This window comes from Pseudoalteromonas sp. JC28 (genome assembly GCF_013319255.1).
Classification (GTDB): Bacteria; Pseudomonadota; Gammaproteobacteria; order Enterobacterales; family Alteromonadaceae; genus Pseudoalteromonas.
On the sequence record NZ_QOKX01000001.1, the window covers coordinates 673606 to 691780 of the forward strand.

General features: G+C 44.0%; 12 protein-coding genes. 6 read left to right on the top strand and 6 right to left on the bottom strand.

Annotation, left to right across the window (positions count from 1 at the left end):
- Positions 1-6: 6 nt before the first annotated feature.
- The 5 genes from DS891_RS02940 to DS891_RS02960 all read left to right on the top strand — a co-directional run bounded on the left by DS891_RS02940 (position 7) and on the right by DS891_RS02960 (position 5947).
- Entirely contained in the window at positions 7-1368 is a 1362-nt protein-coding gene (locus tag DS891_RS02940) for an ABC transporter permease (protein ID WP_174168801.1), read from the top strand.
- A 2-nt stretch (positions 1369-1370) separates the two neighbouring features.
- The gene (locus DS891_RS02945; RefSeq protein WP_174168802.1) at positions 1371-2591 is read left to right on the top strand and encodes an ABC transporter permease; all 1221 of its coding nucleotides are present in this window, start codon (positions 1371-1373) and stop codon (positions 2589-2591) included.
- Positions 2592-2651: 60 nt separating this feature from the next.
- A complete protein-coding gene (locus DS891_RS02950) occupies positions 2652-3971 on the top strand; it encodes a sigma-54 dependent transcriptional regulator (protein WP_174168803.1) in 1320 nt (439 codons plus the stop codon).
- Positions 3968-5305, top strand: coding sequence for a PAS domain-containing sensor histidine kinase (locus DS891_RS02955; protein ID WP_174168804.1), 1338 nt, complete (start codon positions 3968-3970; stop codon positions 5303-5305). The genes DS891_RS02950 and DS891_RS02955 overlap by 4 nt, the downstream gene beginning before the upstream one ends.
- A 195-nt stretch (positions 5306-5500) precedes the next feature.
- Entirely contained in the window at positions 5501-5947 is a 447-nt protein-coding gene (locus tag DS891_RS02960; RefSeq protein WP_174168805.1) for a hypothetical protein, read from the top strand.
- Positions 5948-6004: 57 nt separating this feature from the next.
- Here the strand turns inward: DS891_RS02960 and DS891_RS02965 are convergent, their stop codons facing one another.
- From DS891_RS02965 to DS891_RS02980, 4 genes are all read right to left on the bottom strand, one after another.
- Positions 6005-7447, bottom strand: a complete 1443-nt coding sequence (locus DS891_RS02965; RefSeq protein ID WP_174168806.1) for a catalase — start codon at positions 7445-7447, stop codon at positions 6005-6007.
- A gap of 190 nt (positions 7448-7637) precedes the next feature.
- Positions 7638-9356, bottom strand: coding sequence for an AMP-binding protein (locus tag DS891_RS02970; RefSeq protein ID WP_174168807.1), 1719 nt, complete (start codon positions 9354-9356; stop codon positions 7638-7640).
- 227 nt (positions 9357-9583) lie between these two features.
- Positions 9584-12757, bottom strand: coding sequence for an efflux RND transporter permease subunit (locus DS891_RS02975; RefSeq protein ID WP_010604876.1), 3174 nt, complete (start codon positions 12755-12757; stop codon positions 9584-9586).
- Between the two features lie 4 nt (positions 12758-12761).
- The gene (locus tag DS891_RS02980; protein ID WP_102056877.1) at positions 12762-13934 is read right to left on the bottom strand and encodes an efflux RND transporter periplasmic adaptor subunit; all 1173 of its coding nucleotides are present in this window, start codon (positions 13932-13934) and stop codon (positions 12762-12764) included.
- 418 nt (positions 13935-14352) lie between these two features.
- Here DS891_RS02980 and DS891_RS02985 point away from each other — a divergent pair, with 418 nt between their 5' ends.
- Positions 14353-14955 (top strand): TetR/AcrR family transcriptional regulator, encoded by a 603-nt coding sequence (locus tag DS891_RS02985; RefSeq protein WP_010604874.1) that lies wholly within the window; start codon positions 14353-14355, stop codon positions 14953-14955.
- Here DS891_RS02985 and DS891_RS02990 read toward each other — a convergent pair.
- On the bottom strand, positions 14939-16783 hold the full coding sequence (locus DS891_RS02990) for an ABC transporter ATP-binding protein (protein ID WP_102056876.1): 1845 nt from the start codon (positions 16781-16783) through the stop codon (positions 14939-14941). The two genes, DS891_RS02985 and DS891_RS02990, sit on opposite strands and share 17 nt — an antisense overlap.
- 89 nt (positions 16784-16872) lie before the next feature.
- A complete protein-coding gene (locus DS891_RS02995) occupies positions 16873-18060 on the bottom strand; it encodes a hypothetical protein (RefSeq protein WP_174168808.1) in 1188 nt (395 codons plus the stop codon).
- Positions 18061-18175: the final 115 nt, after the last annotated feature.

Sequence of the window (18175 nt, forward strand, 5' to 3'; positions counted from 1 at the left end):
CTAGCAATGAAAGAGCTAATACTATTAGCTTGGCAGGGATTAAAGCAAAAACCCAAGCTAAGCGCACTGATGGTGATCAACCTTGCAGTTGGGATCACGTTAATGTTGACGATGTCAGCCATTGTAAAACAAAGCAGCAGTGAGGTGATCGGTTATAAGGGAGATCACTTGTACACCGCGGGCCTAAATTTTTTTGATGGCGACCAAGACGTTGTCGATTTTAACCAATTTCCACGCTGGACATATCAAGATGCAGAGGCGCTTAAGCAAGCGGATTTACCATACGAGCATCTATCATTTAACTACACCACAGAGTTTATTGTGGGGCTGGCGGATAACTCAGTTAGACCTATTAGTGTAGAAGCTTCTGGTACAGATAGAGAAATGTTTAGTGTACTAGATGCGCCGTTTATCCACGGAGCTTCTTGGAGTGAACAAAGCCAGCAAAGTGGTGAAGCGGTCGCTGTGATCAGTAAAAACGCTAATGACCATCTTTTTGGTGGGGCGAATTCTGTCGGGCAGTTTATTCAAGTTCAAGGCGAACAAATACAAGTCGTGGGCGTGGTTGATTTGAGCAATTATAAACGTCGTTTCCAAGATTTGAGCTTTAGTAATAATTACAATCACGATGCATTTATCCCGCTAAATTATGCCTATGCGCAAAACTTTCCAAGAACAGGGCAAGTATCGTGTAGAACCGACGATTTATACACCGCAACCAACCCGCGTAGCGGCAGTATCGACATGCTGAAAAGTGCTGAATGTGGTTATTTGACGGTTTGGTTCCAGTACCAAAATGATATGGGGGTGGCACATCTTGCAGAGCTAAAAACTTGGTTGAATAACTATACTGCAAATCAGCAAGTGGTTGGCCGTTTTCAACACAAAAATCTCACCGATTTTTATAGCATGGGTGAGCTCTATATTTTGATCCAGCGTTTTATGGCATGGGAAGCCATTTACCTAACGTTTTCATATTTACTATTTGCCATTTGTCTAGTGAACACTGTGGGGATCCTACTGGCCAAATTCCAAGCCAATCGTAAGCTTATTTCCCTTTACCGAGCCCTCGGTGCAAATCGTGGGGTGATCATGAAAATTCATTTTCTAGAAATTCTCATGCTCACAGTTGCATCTGTGTTGCTTGGTTTTGTACTCGCATTTGCAGGACTCGAGTTGATGTTCCATTTACGTATGTATCAGACGGATTATATGGCATTTGCCGAGCAGGTTCGTCAAATCTATCAGTTTGATGGTGAGCTGGCACTTTTGACCACCATAGGTATTTTCTTGGCGGTTGGGATATCTGGATTATATCCGGTATACCGTAGTAGCCGTGTATCACCAGCTGCAGAGTTAAGGGGGTAAGTATGGCGATTAAACATATTTTAAAACTGATCTTAAAACAAAAAAGTATTGCGCTGTTAATTATTCTACAAATCGCGATCACCGTGATGATTGTCAGCAATACCGCGTTTATCAGCTATGCAACGCTGCAAAACTGGCTAATTCCTTCAAAGTTGGAAGAGCAACAAATTCTCAATGTAACGACGCGTGTGTTTGATACCTCCGTAGACGTGCAGTCACTTATAGAAAAGGATATTCAAGCGATTGAAAATGTGCCAGGGGTCGTTGCCGCATCTTATGCTGGTAGAGAGCTGGTATTAAACAGCTTAGGCCCTGGATGGACTATTTTTAAAGATACCCAACCAGAAACGGATTACAGCGTGTTCGGCTACTTTGGCTTGGATGAAAAAGGGGTAGATGTACTTGGGCTTGAACTCGTTGAGGGGCGGAGATTTTATGCCAGCGAATTTATCAAAGGTGATGAGGCAACAAAAAATGCAGGCGTTATTATGATAAGTGACGACCTTGCCACGTCTTTATTTGGTGGTGACTCTGCCCTTGGGCAGACGGTGTATATTTCAAGACAACGCATTCCACATCAAGTGATTGGTGTTTATAAAGGTAAAATGCTTGGAGAAGGCGCAACATACAATCAACAACACTACAATTCAGGGGTTGTACCTGAGGTCATATGGGGTAACCGTCAACGAGCCAATTATTTAGTCAGGGTTGAAAAAGGTGTGTCTGAGCGAGTGCTAGAAGAAGTTGAAACGGCACTGTATCACACCAGCGGACGAATGGTTGAGCGAGTAGAGTTTGTTGCTAGGGCAAAAAAACGTTTGTGGGATGGCCGTAGCACCTTTGCACTCACCATGGCAGGTATAAGCATCATAGCATGCGTGGTCACCGCGCTTGGTATTGTCGCACTTGTCAGCTTTTCTGTTAGCCTAAGAAAGAAAGATCATGGTGTACTTCGTGCGTTAGGGGCATCTAAAGGCAAAGTGATGTGGTCTTTAATTAAAGAAAATACAATTTTAGTCTTTATCGGTTTAGTGCTAGGCTTTGGTCTCTCGATTTTGCTTTACTATTTTTTGATGAATAATGTTCGCGTGCAAAGTGTGGTAGAGATCCCGTTATTGGTTGGGGTCGCTATTTTTACTTGGCTTGTGAGTACATTGGCAGTGTACCTGCCTGCCAAAGAAGCTGCGAAAGTGTCGCCGGCGCAAGTAACTAAATCCAGTTAATAATAAAAACAACAAAGCCCCGAAAGGGGCTAAATCTACAAATTAGGATCAAAAGCGTTCATGAGTGTATTGGTAATTGACGATAATCCGGATGTAATTCAAGCCATTAAAGTCCTTTTGTTGCTCAATGATATTCCGTGTGAAGGTGTTACCTCTCCGCAGCTGGGCCTAGAGAAGGTTCGTAGCAAACAGTTCGACTTAGTTATTCAAGATATGAATTTTACCCGAGACACCACCAGCGGCGTGGAAGGTAAAGCCCTGTATAAAGCCATTCGAGATTTAGAGCCAGACTTACCCATCATCTTACTGACCGCTTGGACAAATCTTGAAATGGCGGTGGAGCTTATTAAAGATGGTGCGGCAGACTACTTAGCCAAACCTTGGAAAGACCATAAACTCGTCACCTCAGTGAAAAACTTGCTCGAAATGCGAGAACTACAAGAGCAAGTAAGTAGCGCTGCTAATCAGCGCAACGCCAGGTTACAAAAGCTAAAAGCGCAATACGACCTGTGTGGTGTGGTGGTTGCCGATCCTGCCATGTTGAGCTTGCTTGAAATGGCGACGCAGGTTGCGCACTCCGACGCGCCAATTCTGATCACAGGACCAAACGGCGCTGGTAAAGAGAAAATTGCAGAAATCGTGCAAGCCAATAGCAGCTATAAACATAAACCCTTTATTAAAGTGAATGCGGGGGCCATTCCGGCGGACCTCATTGAGGCCGAGTTATTTGGGGTTGAAAGTGGTGCTTATACAGGTGCACAAAAATCGAGGGCTGGACGTTTTGAAGCCGCCGATGGTGGCACTTTGTTTTTGGATGAAATCGGCAACTTGTCTTTGACAGGGCAACAAAAATTGCTAAGGGTTTTACAAAGCGGCGAGTTTGAGCGCGTTGGCAGTAACGTGACCAAAAAGGCGAGCGTTAGGGTGATAAGTGCTACCAACAGTAATTTACCAGAGGCCATTCGCGCAGGTACTTTTAGAGAAGACTTGTATTATCGGATCAATATGATTGAGCTTAAATTGCCGCCACTATCTGAGCGAAAAGAAGATATTGCCGTGTTAGTGGATCACTTTTTACCTAGCAATAAGAGTTTGAGTAACGCAGCAATGAAGCAGTTAAAGCATCATACTTGGCCTGGAAATGTCAGGGAGCTTGAAAACACCATAGGTCGTGCTGTGTTGCTGAGCCCCAGGCAAGAAATTGAGTGTGAGCATTTAGCAATTCAAATACCACAACATGAAGAGCCGCTTGAATATACACAAGCAGATATCGAAGCTGCATTAGACAGCGCTGATGGCGTAGTCAGTAAAGCCGCAAGAAAGCTTGGATTAAGTCGGCAAGCACTATACCGGAGAATGGAGAAGTTTGGTTTAAAATGACGGTGTCTCTTCAAGCAGCGGTGTCTGCATGCCTATTTGTATCACTATTGGTGTTTGCGGCTATTCTATGGCTGGCAGCTTTATTTGCAATACCATTTACTCTGGCAATTCCACTGGGGCTAATTGTTGCGGCGGTAGTAGGCATTGTCGGTATCAGTTACTTTTTCTCTCGCCAACAACGGATCATAGATTGCTTAACGGACGGGATCCGCAGTTTTAAAGATCAAGACTTTTCAGTTCAAATTACGCATTTTGAAAGCATAGAAATGTCTGATCTAATTTTGGAATATAATCGTTTATCGACAACATTAAAAAAGCAGCGCCACGCCACCAGCCAAAGGGAGTTACTACTCGATACTATTTTGCAGGTGTCGCCGGTGTCGATTTTACTGTTAAATCAGTTTGATCAGGTTGTATATGCCAACGACAAAGCCGGCAAGTTACTCAATAACAACAAGTCGTTAAGTGGCCTTGTGCTTCACCATGCCATCGCGAATGCAGATCCTAAGCTGCAAACTATTTTGCTACAAAAAGAATCTGGGTTTGTGACCTTTCAAGCCAATGATGAAAAGCAGAGCTATTACTTTTCAAGGCAGAGCATAACGCTCAACCACCAGCCACATGTATTGTTAATGTGTCAAAACTTATCTAGCGAAATGAGCCGTCAAGAAGTAGGGCTTTGGAAAAATGCGATCCGCCTTATCAGTCATGAACTCAATAATTCATTAGCGCCTATTTCTTCGTTGACTAACTCCGCAAATACGATTGTTGAGCGCAGTGCTAAAGAACAAAATCATACCCTAGTCCAGTTGTTGCCTGATATGCTGGCAACCATTAATCGCCGCACCGAAAACTTGAGTGAGTTTGTCGCTAAATATAGCGAATTTGCGAGATTACCGGCTCCTAATATTTCAGAGCAACCCTTGCAGCCCTTACTTGATACCGTAAATAAGCTTTATGACTTTACTCTGCTGGCACCACTTCCTGTGGAGCGCGCTTTTTTTGATCCCATACAGGTAGAGCAGGTGATGATTAATTTGGTTAAAAACGCCCATGAGTCAGGATCTAAGATAGATGAAATAGGCGTGAAGCTGCTGGTTGATTATCAACGCCTGATAGTCGTGGTTGTTGACAGAGGTGTAGGAATGGAAGAAGAAAAGCTAGCAAACGCAGTACTGCCGTTTTTTTCTACTAAACCCAGTGGCACAGGCATAGGGCTGAGTATTTGTAATGAAGTCGCGATTGCCCATGGTGGACAACTTAAACTCTTTAATCGCGAGAAAGGTGGTCTAATGGTCCAGTTTGATCTACCCCTCGTTGCACCAAAAACATAGCGTTGTAATAACACTTACCCATATCAGGTGGGAGCGGGTTCACCCGCGATCTTTTTGGTTTTAATGCCGTACCTTAGGCGGCGGAAATCATTTGTCGTGATAAATCACGACCCACAGATAATATTGGTTGAGCGCATATCTATCGACAGGCAGCGGCAGAGCAGCGATACTCAAGCAAGTTGACAATATAGGGAAATGAACTTGAACACGAAAACTCAAACGACCAACCACTTTTTACTCTTCGCGGGTGTGTGTACAGCCATTGCGGCAGTGGCGCACATTGGCTGCATTATCTTTGGCGCGCCTTGGTATCGCTTTTTTGGTGCGGGCGAGGAAATGGCTACTATGGCCGAACAGGGGCTTATTTATCCGCACATTGTCACTGCCGTTATCGCTACGATTTTACTGCTCTGGTCATGCTATGCGTTTTCAGGGGCGAAACGGATCCGACAATTACCTATGCTTAAAATCGCCCTGTGTGTAATAAGTGCAATCTTTTTAATAAGGGGAATTGGGTTTGTTTTTATCATGCCAACGATCCCAGATAACAGCATGACGTTTTGGCTGATGAGTTCCTCAATTTGTTTGGTAATAGGAGGGGCTTACGCGCTTGGAACCAAAAAGGCATGGTCACAAATTTAGCCGTTTAATAGCTAGCACTTCAGGTGCTAGCTATTTGTTCAGACTAGGCAGTTAACCTTATTGACTCAGTGCCGTTCTAACACCGGCTTCAAGTTCTTCGTGAACAGATTTAAATAACCCAAGTTGGCGTTCAATGATATATTCAGGTACACCCTCCATAGCGCGTGCTATGTTGCCGTACAAGCGCTGTTTTTGGGCATCATCAAATAGGCAATATAGGGCACGAGGCTGTGAAAAATCATCATTGTCTTTGCGGTGGTCGTATCTATCCGCCATTCCTTCAAGCTCAAGAGCAGGGCGTTTATACTCTGGGCTCTCTTTTGGGCCTCCCATCGAGTTAGGCTCGTAGTAAGCATCTTCGTTACCACCAGGTTCATTATTAAAGAACCGCATTGCACCGTCTTTGTGGTAATGATGCACAGGGCATTTTGGGCGATTAACAGGTAATGCCTCATAATGCGTACCGAGTCGGTAGCGGTGAGCATCGGCATAGGAGAAAATGCGTGCTTGCAACATTTTATCCGGAGAAAATCCAATGCCAGATACCACGTTAGACGGACTAAATGCGGCTTGTTCTATCTCAGCAAAATAATTGTCTGGTACGCGATTTAATTCGAGAGTGCCAACATCGATGAGTGGAAAGTCGCCATGCGGCCAGACTTTGGTTAAATCAAACGGATTGTGTTGGAACTGTTTTGCTTGCGCTTCAGTCATCACTTGAATTTTCATATCCCATTTCGGATAATTTCCGCGCTCTATGGCCTCAAGCAAGTCCTCTTGAAAACTCTCTCTGCTTTCGCCAATTACTGATTTTGACTCTTCATCGGTATGATGCTGGTGGCCTTGTTGGGTTTTCATATGAAACTTCACCCAAACTCTTTGGTTTTCCTCGTTAATCAAACTAAAGGTATGAGAGCCATAGCCATTCATATGTCTCACATCCGTTGGCAAGCCACGGTCAGACATTAAAATCAATACTTGATGCAGGCTTTCTGGCGACAGTGACCAAAAATCCCATTGCGCGGTGTTGGAACGCAGGTTGGTTTTTGGGTGGCGCTTTTGGGTGTGAATAAAATCTGGGAATTTATACGGATCACGGACAAAAAATACGGGGGTATTATTACCAACTAAATCCCAATTTCCTTCATCAGTGTAAAACTTTATCGAGAAACCTCTTACGTCACGCTCCGCATCGGCAGCCCCTTTTTCACCGGCTACTGTTGAAAAGCGCATCAGAATGTCGGTTTGCTTACCAACCTCAGCAAATAGCTTTGCCTTGGTATATCGGCTTATATCGTTTGTTACCGTAAATGTTCCAAACGCACCCCATCCTTTAGCATGCACGGTACGCTCTGGAATACGTTCTCTATTTTGATGCGCCAGTTTTTCGATTAACTGGTAATCCTCAACCAATAATGGGCCTCTAGGACCTGCGGTAAGACTATTTTGATTATCGGCGATTGGATTACCAGCTGTGGTGGTTAATGGACACTTGGTCATTGCTCGTTTCCTTCATATAAAATTTAGAAACTAATAGCAAGAAATGAACCAAAGAAAAATTCAATTTAAACAATTAGTTGAGTAGTAGCTTAGCGGTGGTTGTGATTTTTACAGAGCAAAGTTTTCAAACGCGTTGTAAGAGCTACGTAAGTGGTGAGCTAGGATATTGCTCACCACTTACTCATCTTAGTTACTGAGATTCGGCAAATGCATCAAGCTCACTTTCCATTTGCTCTCGCATTTTGAACTTTTGTAGCTTGCCTGTGACTGTCATCGGATAATTTTCAACGAGCTTGATATGTTTTGGGACTTTGAAATAGGCGAGTTTATCTTTTAAAAATATACGAATATCCTCTTCCGAAATATAGTGTCCGGGCTTAAGTTGAACCCAAACACATACTTCCTCACCATATTTTTCGTCTTTGATCCCAAATACAGCGGCGTCTTGAATATCATGATGATGATAAAGCACTTCCTCAATTTCTCTGGGGTAAATATTCTCGCCACCGCGAATGATCATGTCTTTTATGCGGCCGACGATACTGACGAACCCTTCGTTGTCCATTACCCCTAAATCGCCAGAATGTAGCCAGCCATCGCTATCAATAGTTGCCGCCGTTTTTTCTGGGTCTTGCCAATAGCCTTTCATTACGCAATATCCTCGGGCACATACTTCACCAGGCGTACCAATTGGGGCAATATGTCCTAGCTCGTCAATAATTTTGACCTCGGTATGTGGCATAGCGCGACCAACAGTCTGCACGCGTTTCTCAACAGGCGAATCGATTTCGGTAATATTATTGATTGGGCTGCACTCGGTTTGCCCGTAACCAATTAGTACATCGGTCATATGCATTTGGGTTTGTACTTGGCGCATGACCTTTTCAGGGCAGGTAGAGCCTGCCATCACCCCAGTGCGCAGCGAAGATAGATCAAACTGTGTAAAGTCTGAGTGCTCTAATTGTGCGATAAACATTGTTGGTACACCGTGAAGCCCAGTGCACTTTTCTCGTTCAACAACTTCTAAGGTGACAAGCGGATCAAAGCTATCGTTAGGGAATACAGCGCACGCCCCTTTACTGATACAAACGAGATTACCGAGTACCATACCAAAACAATGATAAAGCGGCACGGGAATACAAAGCTTGTCTTGCTCTGTGAGCTTCATAGCATTGGCGACGAGTAATCCGTTATTGAGGATATTATTGTGGGTGAGGGTGGCGCCTTTCGGGTTGCCTGTAGTACCTGAAGTGAATTGAATATTGATTGCGTCGCTGGCACTGAGGTTGGCTGCAATCGCATTTGCCTCAAGATAGTGGGCATCATTAGCTTTAGATAACAGGGTGCTGAAATTCATAAGACCGGGTTCAATATCTTCGTCAATCAGCACAATCTGTTTGAGAGAGGGAAGGCGCTGTGAAGATAATTCGCCAAACATACAGTCATAAGATTCTGGTGCCAGCTCTCTTATCATGTCAACGTAATGGCTATGTTTAAATGATTTCGCCATAACTAACATCTTACACTCAACGTTGTTTAGCACGTATTCAAGCTCGCTTGGACGATAAGCTGGGTTAATGCACACCATGATCGCGCCAATTTTAGCGGTTGCAAATTGCACTAGACTCCATTCAAGATTGTTTGGAGACCAAATCCCAACTCTATCCCCTGGTTGTATGCCCACAGCTAAAAGGCTTGCGGCAAGTTGATTTATTTTGGCGAGATACTCACGATAATTTAAGCGAACAGATTGATGAGAGACAACAATGGCTTCTCTTTCTGGATAATTGTCGACAATATCTTCTAGGTATTGCCCTATGGTGAGTTGAGTAAGCGGTGCTACTTGGGGGCCTTTGAAGTAACTCTTTGTAAGTGCACTTGCATTTATTAATTGGCTCTCTGTTGTCATATCTTGTCCTTGCTGTTGATCTCTAGTTTTTATCATTATGCTTTATCAGTGATAACCTAATTGTCGACAAAATCAAGTGCATTTGGACGAAAAGCATGAAATTACGACTAATGGCTAGTGATAAAGTGTGTGATGGTGAGGTAGTGGAAAGGTCAAGATTAGCTTTTTTGGGGTATAAAAAACGCCTGAAAATTCAGGCGTTTTGTGGTTTCACTTAAGGGATGTTATTAAGCTAATCCTTCATCTGTATCGACATGCTCATCTTTATGATGCTTCGCGATTTCATCTGAAAGTTCTTGCTTAGAACGCTTCTCTGACATCCGTCTTGCCATTAGCCAATAGAAGAATAGTGGCAAGAAGAATACTGCGAGGAAGGTAGCCGAGAGCATACCACCCATTACGCCAGTACCCACACTGTGTCTTGCTCCTGCGCCAGCTCCAGAACTCATCACCAGTGGAACTACACCAAGTATGAAAGCAAGTGAAGTCATGATAATAGGTCTAAAACGCAGTCTTGCCGCTTCAAGGGCTGCAGTTGCTGGACTCCATCCTTCTTGATACTTCATGAGTGCGTACTCGACAATAAGAATGGCATTTTTACTGGCAAGGCCAAGTAAGGTAACCAAACCGATTTGGAAGTAAACGTCGTTGGTTAGCCCAGCGATCCAGATTGAGACCAATGCACCAAAAGTACCAAACGGTAGCGCTAACATAACCGAGAATGGCAATGACCAGCGCTCATAAAGTGCTGCGAGGATCAAAAATACCATGATCACGGCCATACCGAGTGCAATACCGGTTGTGCCAGAGTTTTGCTTTTCTTGGAACGCGGAACCCGTCCACTCGTAAGTCATATCTGGTGGTAGCACTTTGTTGGCGATACGCTCAAACTCCGCGATAGCTTGACCTGAGCTGTAGCCAGGTGCTGCTTCGCCCATTAACTTAACTGCAGATAAGTTATTGTAACGATTCATGGTTTCCGGGCCGCGACTATACTCAACATCCGTAAATGCAGAAATTGGTACCATTTCGCCACGATTGTTTTTCACATAAATGCGGCCAACATCTTCCGGTGTCATTCTAAACTCGGCTTCAGCGGACATAATCACTTGCCATGCACGACCAAATTTATTGAAGTCGTTGACGTAGTAATTACCTAAATTGGCTGCAAGTGCGTTAAACGCAGAATTGATATTAACCCCCATGGCACGCGCTTGTTCACGATCCATATGCACTTTTAGCTGTGGTGCATCAGGACGCCATAGCGTTTGAATGCCTGTAAGGATAGGGCTCTTCTGCGCCTCGGCCATGATCATCTGCATGCCTTGCTTCAATTTAGCGGGATCAGAGCCGCCTTTATTTTGCAAGAAGACTTCAAATCCGCCTGTTGTACCCAAGCCGAAAATTGGCGGTGGGTTAAACGCCAGCACTAATGCTTCGTTAATATGCGCGGTTTTCATAAATAACTCACCAACAAGTTCCTTCGCCGACACATCGCGTTCATCCCAATGTGTTTGCGTCACGAACATAGTCGCCGCGCTATTTTTGAAGCCACCACCGATGAAGTCCATCCCCGTAAACGCCACGACGTTTTCGTTAGCTGGGTTTGACTTCGCTGCAGCTATCACTTCATCGGCCACTTTAGCAGTGCGCTCTAACGAAGAGCCATCAGGCAAGAACACCGCTATCATATAGTAACCTTGGTCTTCATCTGGTACCAACGAGCTTGGTGTTTTTTGCCACAGGAATACCGTTGCACCAATCATCGCTACCATTAAGGTTAGGCCTACAAAACCACGGCGAACCATAAAGCTAACCGCACCAACATAGCGTCCGGTTACACGATGGAACCAGTCATTGAACCACAAGAAAAACTTGGCATCCTGTTTGTGCTCGTGCTTAAGCAGCAATACACAAAGTGCAGGCGTCATCGTCAGTGCAACCACACCGGATAAACTTACAGAGATGGAGATTGTGATCGCAAATTGACGGAATAGTTCGCCTGTTAACCCGCCTAGGAAAGCGATAGGTACAAACACCGAACACAATACCAATACAATCGCGACTACGGGGCCGCTTACTTCTTGCATCGCTTTAACTGCGGCTTCTCTAGCCTGCAAGCCTTGCTCATGCATAATACGCTCGACATTCTCAAGTACTACGATGGCGTCATCTACCACGATACCAATCGATAACACCATGCCGAACAGCGTAAGTGTGTTAATCGAGTAACCGAGCATATAGAGACCTGCAAATGTACCAAGTAACGAGACCGGAACTGCAAGCGTTGGAATTAGCGTTGCACGCCAGTTTTGCAAGAACAGGTAAACCACTAAGAATACCAAGATCATTGCTTCACCAAGCGTTTTTAACACCTCTCGAATTGAGACTTCTACAAAGCGTGTGGTGTCGTAAGAGTTAACGTGAGCGAGGCCTGTAGGGAACTGAGGTTTGATCTGTTCAATTTCAGCCTCTACTGCTTTAGCCACGTCAAGCGCATTCGCGCCCGGTTGTAAGAATACACCGAGTAATACCGCTTCCTTACCGTTAATAGTACCTTGGAAGTTATAGTCTTTAGAACCAAGCTCTACGCGAGCAACATCCTTAAGGCGCAGTGTTGAGCCATCTGGGTTTGCACGAACGATGATATTTTCGAACTCTTCAGCCGTCGATAAACGTCCTTTCGCGGTGACACTATAAACGAGCGATTGCGCGTCTTGAGATGTCGGTGTTGCACCAATACTACCCGCAGCATACTGAGAGTTTTGCTCTCTAATTGCACCCGCAATATCGTCAGCTGTGACTTGCAGTTGACTCATAATATCCGGGCGCAACCAAATACGCATGGCATAATCTTTAGCACCGAAGATCTGCACATTGGTCGTACCAGGAATGCGTTTGACGCGGTCAAGGATATTCATGGTGACGTAGTTAGATGTCCAGAGACTTTCTCGAGTACCATCTGGCGAATAGAATGCGTGTACTTGTAAGAAGTTAGAAGATGTCTTTTGAACCACCACGCCTTGGCGTCTAGTTTCTTCAGGGAGACGAGCTTCTACTTGCTTCACCCGGTTATTTACATCTACGGCAGCCTGATCAACATCCGTTCCAATCTCAAAAGTAACTGCGATCGTCGTTACGCCAGAGTTGGTACTGGTTGATGTCATGTACATCATGCCTTCAACACCCGTAATCGCGTTTTCGATAGGGGTTGCAACAGTTTGTTCTAATACATCTGCTGATGCACCAGGGTATACCGCACGTACCTCAACTTGAGGTGGTGCAATTTCGGGATACTGTGCAACAGGCAAACTGCGCATTGCAGCAAGCCCCGCAAGCACTATTACGATAGAGATAACAAAGGCAAAAATAGGCCTGTTTATGAAATATTTGGAGAACATCAGATTATTCTCCTTGCTCGCTCACAGACACTGGCATACCAGGGAAGAAGATCCTCGCCATACCTTCAACGATGACAGGTTGACCTTCTTTTAAGCCTTCGCGAATAACCCACATATTCTCATTATTAAGCTTGACCCACTCACCAACTTTGACCGGTGCAGGCAGGGCTACGGTTGTGCCTTGTTCATTTTTGGTGGCAATGTATACAAATTTACCCGTGCCGTTGTCTAATACCGCTCTTTGCGGAAGTACAATGGCGTTATTGCGTACCGCACCAGAGAGTTTAACTCGAACAAACTGACCCGGTCTTAACTCGCCATTTTCATTAGGAATACGAGCTTGTAACTCACTGGTACCCGTGAAGCGGTTTACCCGAACGTCGCTAAAGTTTACTTTACCGGCTTGTCCGTATAGTGAACCGTCTTGCAGAATAATCGTGGTATCAAATTCATTATGATCTGGTAATGACAATGAGCCATTTTCTACATCTTGGCGCATTGTTAGCTGCTCACGCTCTGAAAAGCCGAAGCGAGCACGAATGGTGCTAATGTCGGTAAGTTCAGTTAATAGTACACTCGGACCAGAAACATAACTGCCTTCTGACATCAGTTCACGACCAACAATACCAGAAACAGGTGCTTCAACTTTGGCGTATTCAAGGTCTAGCTTGGCTTCACTCAATGCGACTTTTGCAGATTCTAAATTCGCAACTGCAATATCGTAGGCCGATACTGAGTTATCAAAGTCGCGCTTTGATACTGAACGCTCGTTCTTCAAACGCTCAAGCCTTTCGCTCTCGCGCTTAGTTTGATCAACGTTTGCTTTTGCTGCCTGAAGTGCTGCCTGCGCTTTTTCTACCGCTAATTCAAAAGGTTTAAGCTCGATGGTGAATAATGAATGACCAGCTTTTACAAATTGACCTTCCTCAAAGTTGCGAGATTCGATGATCCCAGAAACTCGAGAACGAATTTCGACTTCTTTATCACCCGCGAGAGTAGCCGGAAGTTCGATATCGAAAGGCACTGATTGAGTAGTAACTTGTTGTACACTCACTTGCGCAGGTGGCATTGCATGGCCCCCTTGCTGTGGTGCTTCTGAACACGCTGACAAAGTGCCTAACGTGAGCATTAAAAAAGATAGGTGTTTAACACGACTGCGTATTGATGCTGGATACATGAACACTCCAATTCCTATATTATCATTTTATGCTGCCCCGGCTTTGACGGGGAACTACCTTGCAATTTGCCTTTAATAACGCACACTCAACTGGATGCAATCAGTCAAGTGAGTTCATTTCATACCTTAACCACACCAAAGTAAAGGCTATTTGTTCGACAATTAAACAAGTAAACGGTAGTGTATACTTAAAGAAATAAAAGGTAAACGGTTGCGTGTACTTTTCTTCAATTTAGGTATACGATCATGTGTACTTTTTATTAACGACTTTATTGATTAAAATAAAGGGAATGTTGATTTATTACGAAGAAGGCTTATCTCTGTATAGAGAGGTGATTCTCGGTATACAACTGACCATGTGAGTAGCAGCTATCAATGGCTCGCTTTTCCCACTATTAATTAAAGACAGAATAAGTAAATGACGCAACTTTCACCAAAACAGCAGTCAATTTTATGTGCAGCGATAGAAGAGTTCGCTCAAAAAGGCTTGCAGGCGACGACGATGGAGTCGATTAGTCAATCAGCGGAAGTATCAAAGCGCACGTTATACAAGCATTACTCGACCAAAGACGAGCTCTTTGATGCCGTTGTTGAGCTGTTAATTGAGCGAATTAAGCCGATAACAGCGATACAATTTATCCCAAACTATGACTTTTCAGTGCAACTGCAACATCTTGCGAAAAGCGCAATGACTTTGTTGAATGACGAGGATTATATGCGTTTGTCGCGTATTGTGATGATTGAATCGATGCGTAGCTTTGAGCAAGCACAGAATTTAAATGAAAAGTTTAGTCATTGTGAAGCCGCGATGATCCAATGGTTCGAAGATGCTGCGAATTCAGGGTGTCTTGGTAGTTTTGATGCGGACTTTGCCGCAGCGTACTTTTGGGGCGCACTGAAAAAGCTAGGCTATTGGGAACGCGCAATAAAATGGCAAGCTCCGCTTCCAGAAGCAGAGCTTGATATATTAGTTGAAAAGGCGGTCTCGCTATTTTGTAATGGCGTTACTCAACGCCAATAAATCCACCGGTTTGATGCGACCACAGTTTGGCGTAAATACCACCTAAAGCTAGCAAGGATTGATGGCTTCCTTCTTCTACTATCCGACCTTCATCCATAACGATTAATCTGTCCATTTGTGCAATCGTGGATAACCTATGGGCAATCGCTATAACGGTTTTACCTTCCATCAGTGCATCTAAGCTCTCTTGGATAGCTTGCTCAACCTCAGAATCCAAGGCTGAAGTGGCTTCGTCTAAAATTAAAATTGGCGCATTTTTTAGTAATACACGGGCAATGGCGATACGTTGGCGTTGGCCACCTGATAGTTTCACACCGCGTTCACCTACTTGTGCGTCAAAGCCAGTATTACCGTGACTGTCTTCTAAATCTTGGATAAAATCGTAAGCCTGCGCTTCTTTTGTTGCGGCTATTAATTCTTCTTCTGATGCATCAGGGCGACCATAAAGAATATTGTCACGCACGCTGCGATGGAGCAAAGAAGTATCTTGCGTCACCATGGCGATATGACGTCTTAAGCTTTCCTGTTTTACTTTCGCAATATTTTGGCCATCTATTTCGATGCTGCCGCCGTCGGTATCGTAGAATCTCAGTAATAAGTTCACTAAGGTCGACTTCCCCGCACCTGAGCGGCCAACTACACCAATTTTCTCGCCGGGTTTGATATGTAGGTTCAAGTTGTCGATGACGTTATGTTGTCTCGCTGCATCTTTACGCTTATAAGCGAAGGTAGTGTTACAAAAGTCGATTTTTCCGGCTTTAAAATCTAACTGTGGCGCTGTTTGTTGGTCAACAATATCAAGCGGTCTTGAGAGTGTGTTCATGCCGTCTGCAACCGTACCAATATTTTCGAATAGGCCGCTAATTTCCCACATTATCCACTGCGCCATACCATTTAGTCGTAAGGCTAAACCCACTGTAATTGCGATTGCACCAGCGGTTATTGCATTAAATGACCATAAGTAGATTGAAAGCGCGGCAACGGAAAATACCAGCAGATAATTTAAGGCCTGAATACTAACGTTTAAACTAGTTGCTAAGCGCATCTGCTTATAAACAGGTTGAATAAACACATCCATGCTGTCTTTGGCATATTCTTCTTCTCGTTTGGTATAAGAGAAAAGCTTTACGGTTGAAATATTGGTGTAGCTATCAACGATCCTTCCCGTCATTTCTGAGCGCGCGTCAGCCTGCTCACTAGAAACGCGTTTTAGTTTAGGAACAAAATAAAACTGGAAACAGATATAGCAGCCAAGCCAAATAACCAAGGGGATCATCAAACGTATATCACTGCTTGCAACAAGCGCGAGCATTGCGGTGAAGTACACTAAAATATAAACCAGCACATCGAGTAGCTTCATGACTGATTCGCGCACGGCTAGGGCGGTTTGCATCACTTTAGTTGCAATACGCCCTGCAAACTCGTCTTGATAGAATGTCATAGACTGCTTTAGCAAGTAGCGGTGTGCCTGCCAGCGAATAGCCATTGGGTAATTACCCAATAAACTCTGATGTAAAATGGCGCTGTGAAAAAAGACTAACAGTGGCAGCGCCACTAACGTGATGACAGACATTCGAATTAACTCGGTTTGTTTAGCTTCAAATAGAGTTTGTGGTGTATAAGTGGAGAGCCAGTCAACTAAATCACCCATAAAGCCAAATAATGTTACTTCCAAAATTGCGAGGAGCGCAGCACTTAGCGACATAAATAACAAGGGTAATTCCATTCCCTTAGTATAGAAGCGACAGAAAGCCAACAAACCTTGTGGTGGCTGACCAACTTCTTGCTCGGGAAAGGGTTTGGTAAAGCGTTCAAATACTCGATACATGGATGATCCCTAAATTTGTTCAGAAGCTAGTCTACCTTGATAGTATGAAATGCGCGAGTCACAGATTGGTGCTCAATTTGCACGAATGATTATAGTTGTTTTTGGTTGAGTAGTTTTTGTGTAATGAACTCACCAGTGACAGCATTATAGCTACTCAAAGTCAGTGGCGTAGAATAGTGCTTTAAATAGACCTGATCATGTGGCTTTTCTACTGTAATTTTATCGATTGGGACGAGTTTATTACCTTCCTCGACAAAAAATGACAGCTCTAAATAGCATGGAAACACCTTTTTACATACACCGAGTGATTGTTGTTGTAAGTCAAACGTTGAAGAGAGCCAACTTGGCCTATTATTGATTTTAGTGGTTTTGGGCCAAGTTACAGAAAGATCAAACCTTTGCGGGTCTGAAGAGTAGTGCTGAGATTGGCTTGCTACTCGTGCGAGGAGCAAAGGAGTATTGCCACTCACTGATTGAACCTCAGATAAGCGAACCTGATCAACGGTGAGTGGATTAATTTTCAATGTTTGCTTGAGTTCACTTGCCAGTTGGTTTTGTTCATCTAGTTGAAAAAATCCGAGGTGAACGAGTAATTTTGCATCGCGATTGTTATCAAATACCTTTTCTTTTATGTGTTTAGCCGCGGCTTTGGCTCTACCTTGTTGTGAGTCGTGATCGTAACTAATAATCTCGTAGCCAAGCGATTTGGCTTCAAATATCAAGCTAGCGTAAGTCGCCTCCATGGTGTAGATCCCATGCTCATATGTTGTAAAGCCGTGTTTATTGATTTGCTGCTCAACGCTTACCTGTGGGGTAAGCGCTTCTAATGCAAGATAGCGATAGCCTTGTTCATATAAAGGCTTCAACAGGGCAATCGTTAGCGCTCGGTGTTTAGCATTATGATACGCCTCGTTTACCATAGTGATACGCGTGTCAGCAGCCTTTTGTTCTATGATTTCTAGCGCAGGAACTAGCCGATAATCGTTTAGCAACATATCTGGGTTGATCACCCCAGAGGTGAGTTTTTCTGCTTCAAAATAATTGCCGACAATAGAATGATAAGTTGCTGCATATTGAATGTTTGCTGAGCTGCTATCTAAATGCCCTTTGACTGGAATTTGGCTTTCGAGTGACCGTGTGTTTTCAAACACACGTTTATCTGAGTTAACACCAAAGATTAAAGAAGCAGGGTTAGCGCTTGAATTTGCTAATGCTGTTACGGATATCAGCGAACATGCGCTAAAAATAACGGCTTTTCCATACTGTTGAGGTAACACCTAAATCCACTCCTTGCGGTTTATTACGGTTATATTAATAGCATAAAAGCGCGGAGGGCTGAATCAAATAAAAGCAAATTTTTTACAAGTATTTTATATTTGAATTATTTACAGG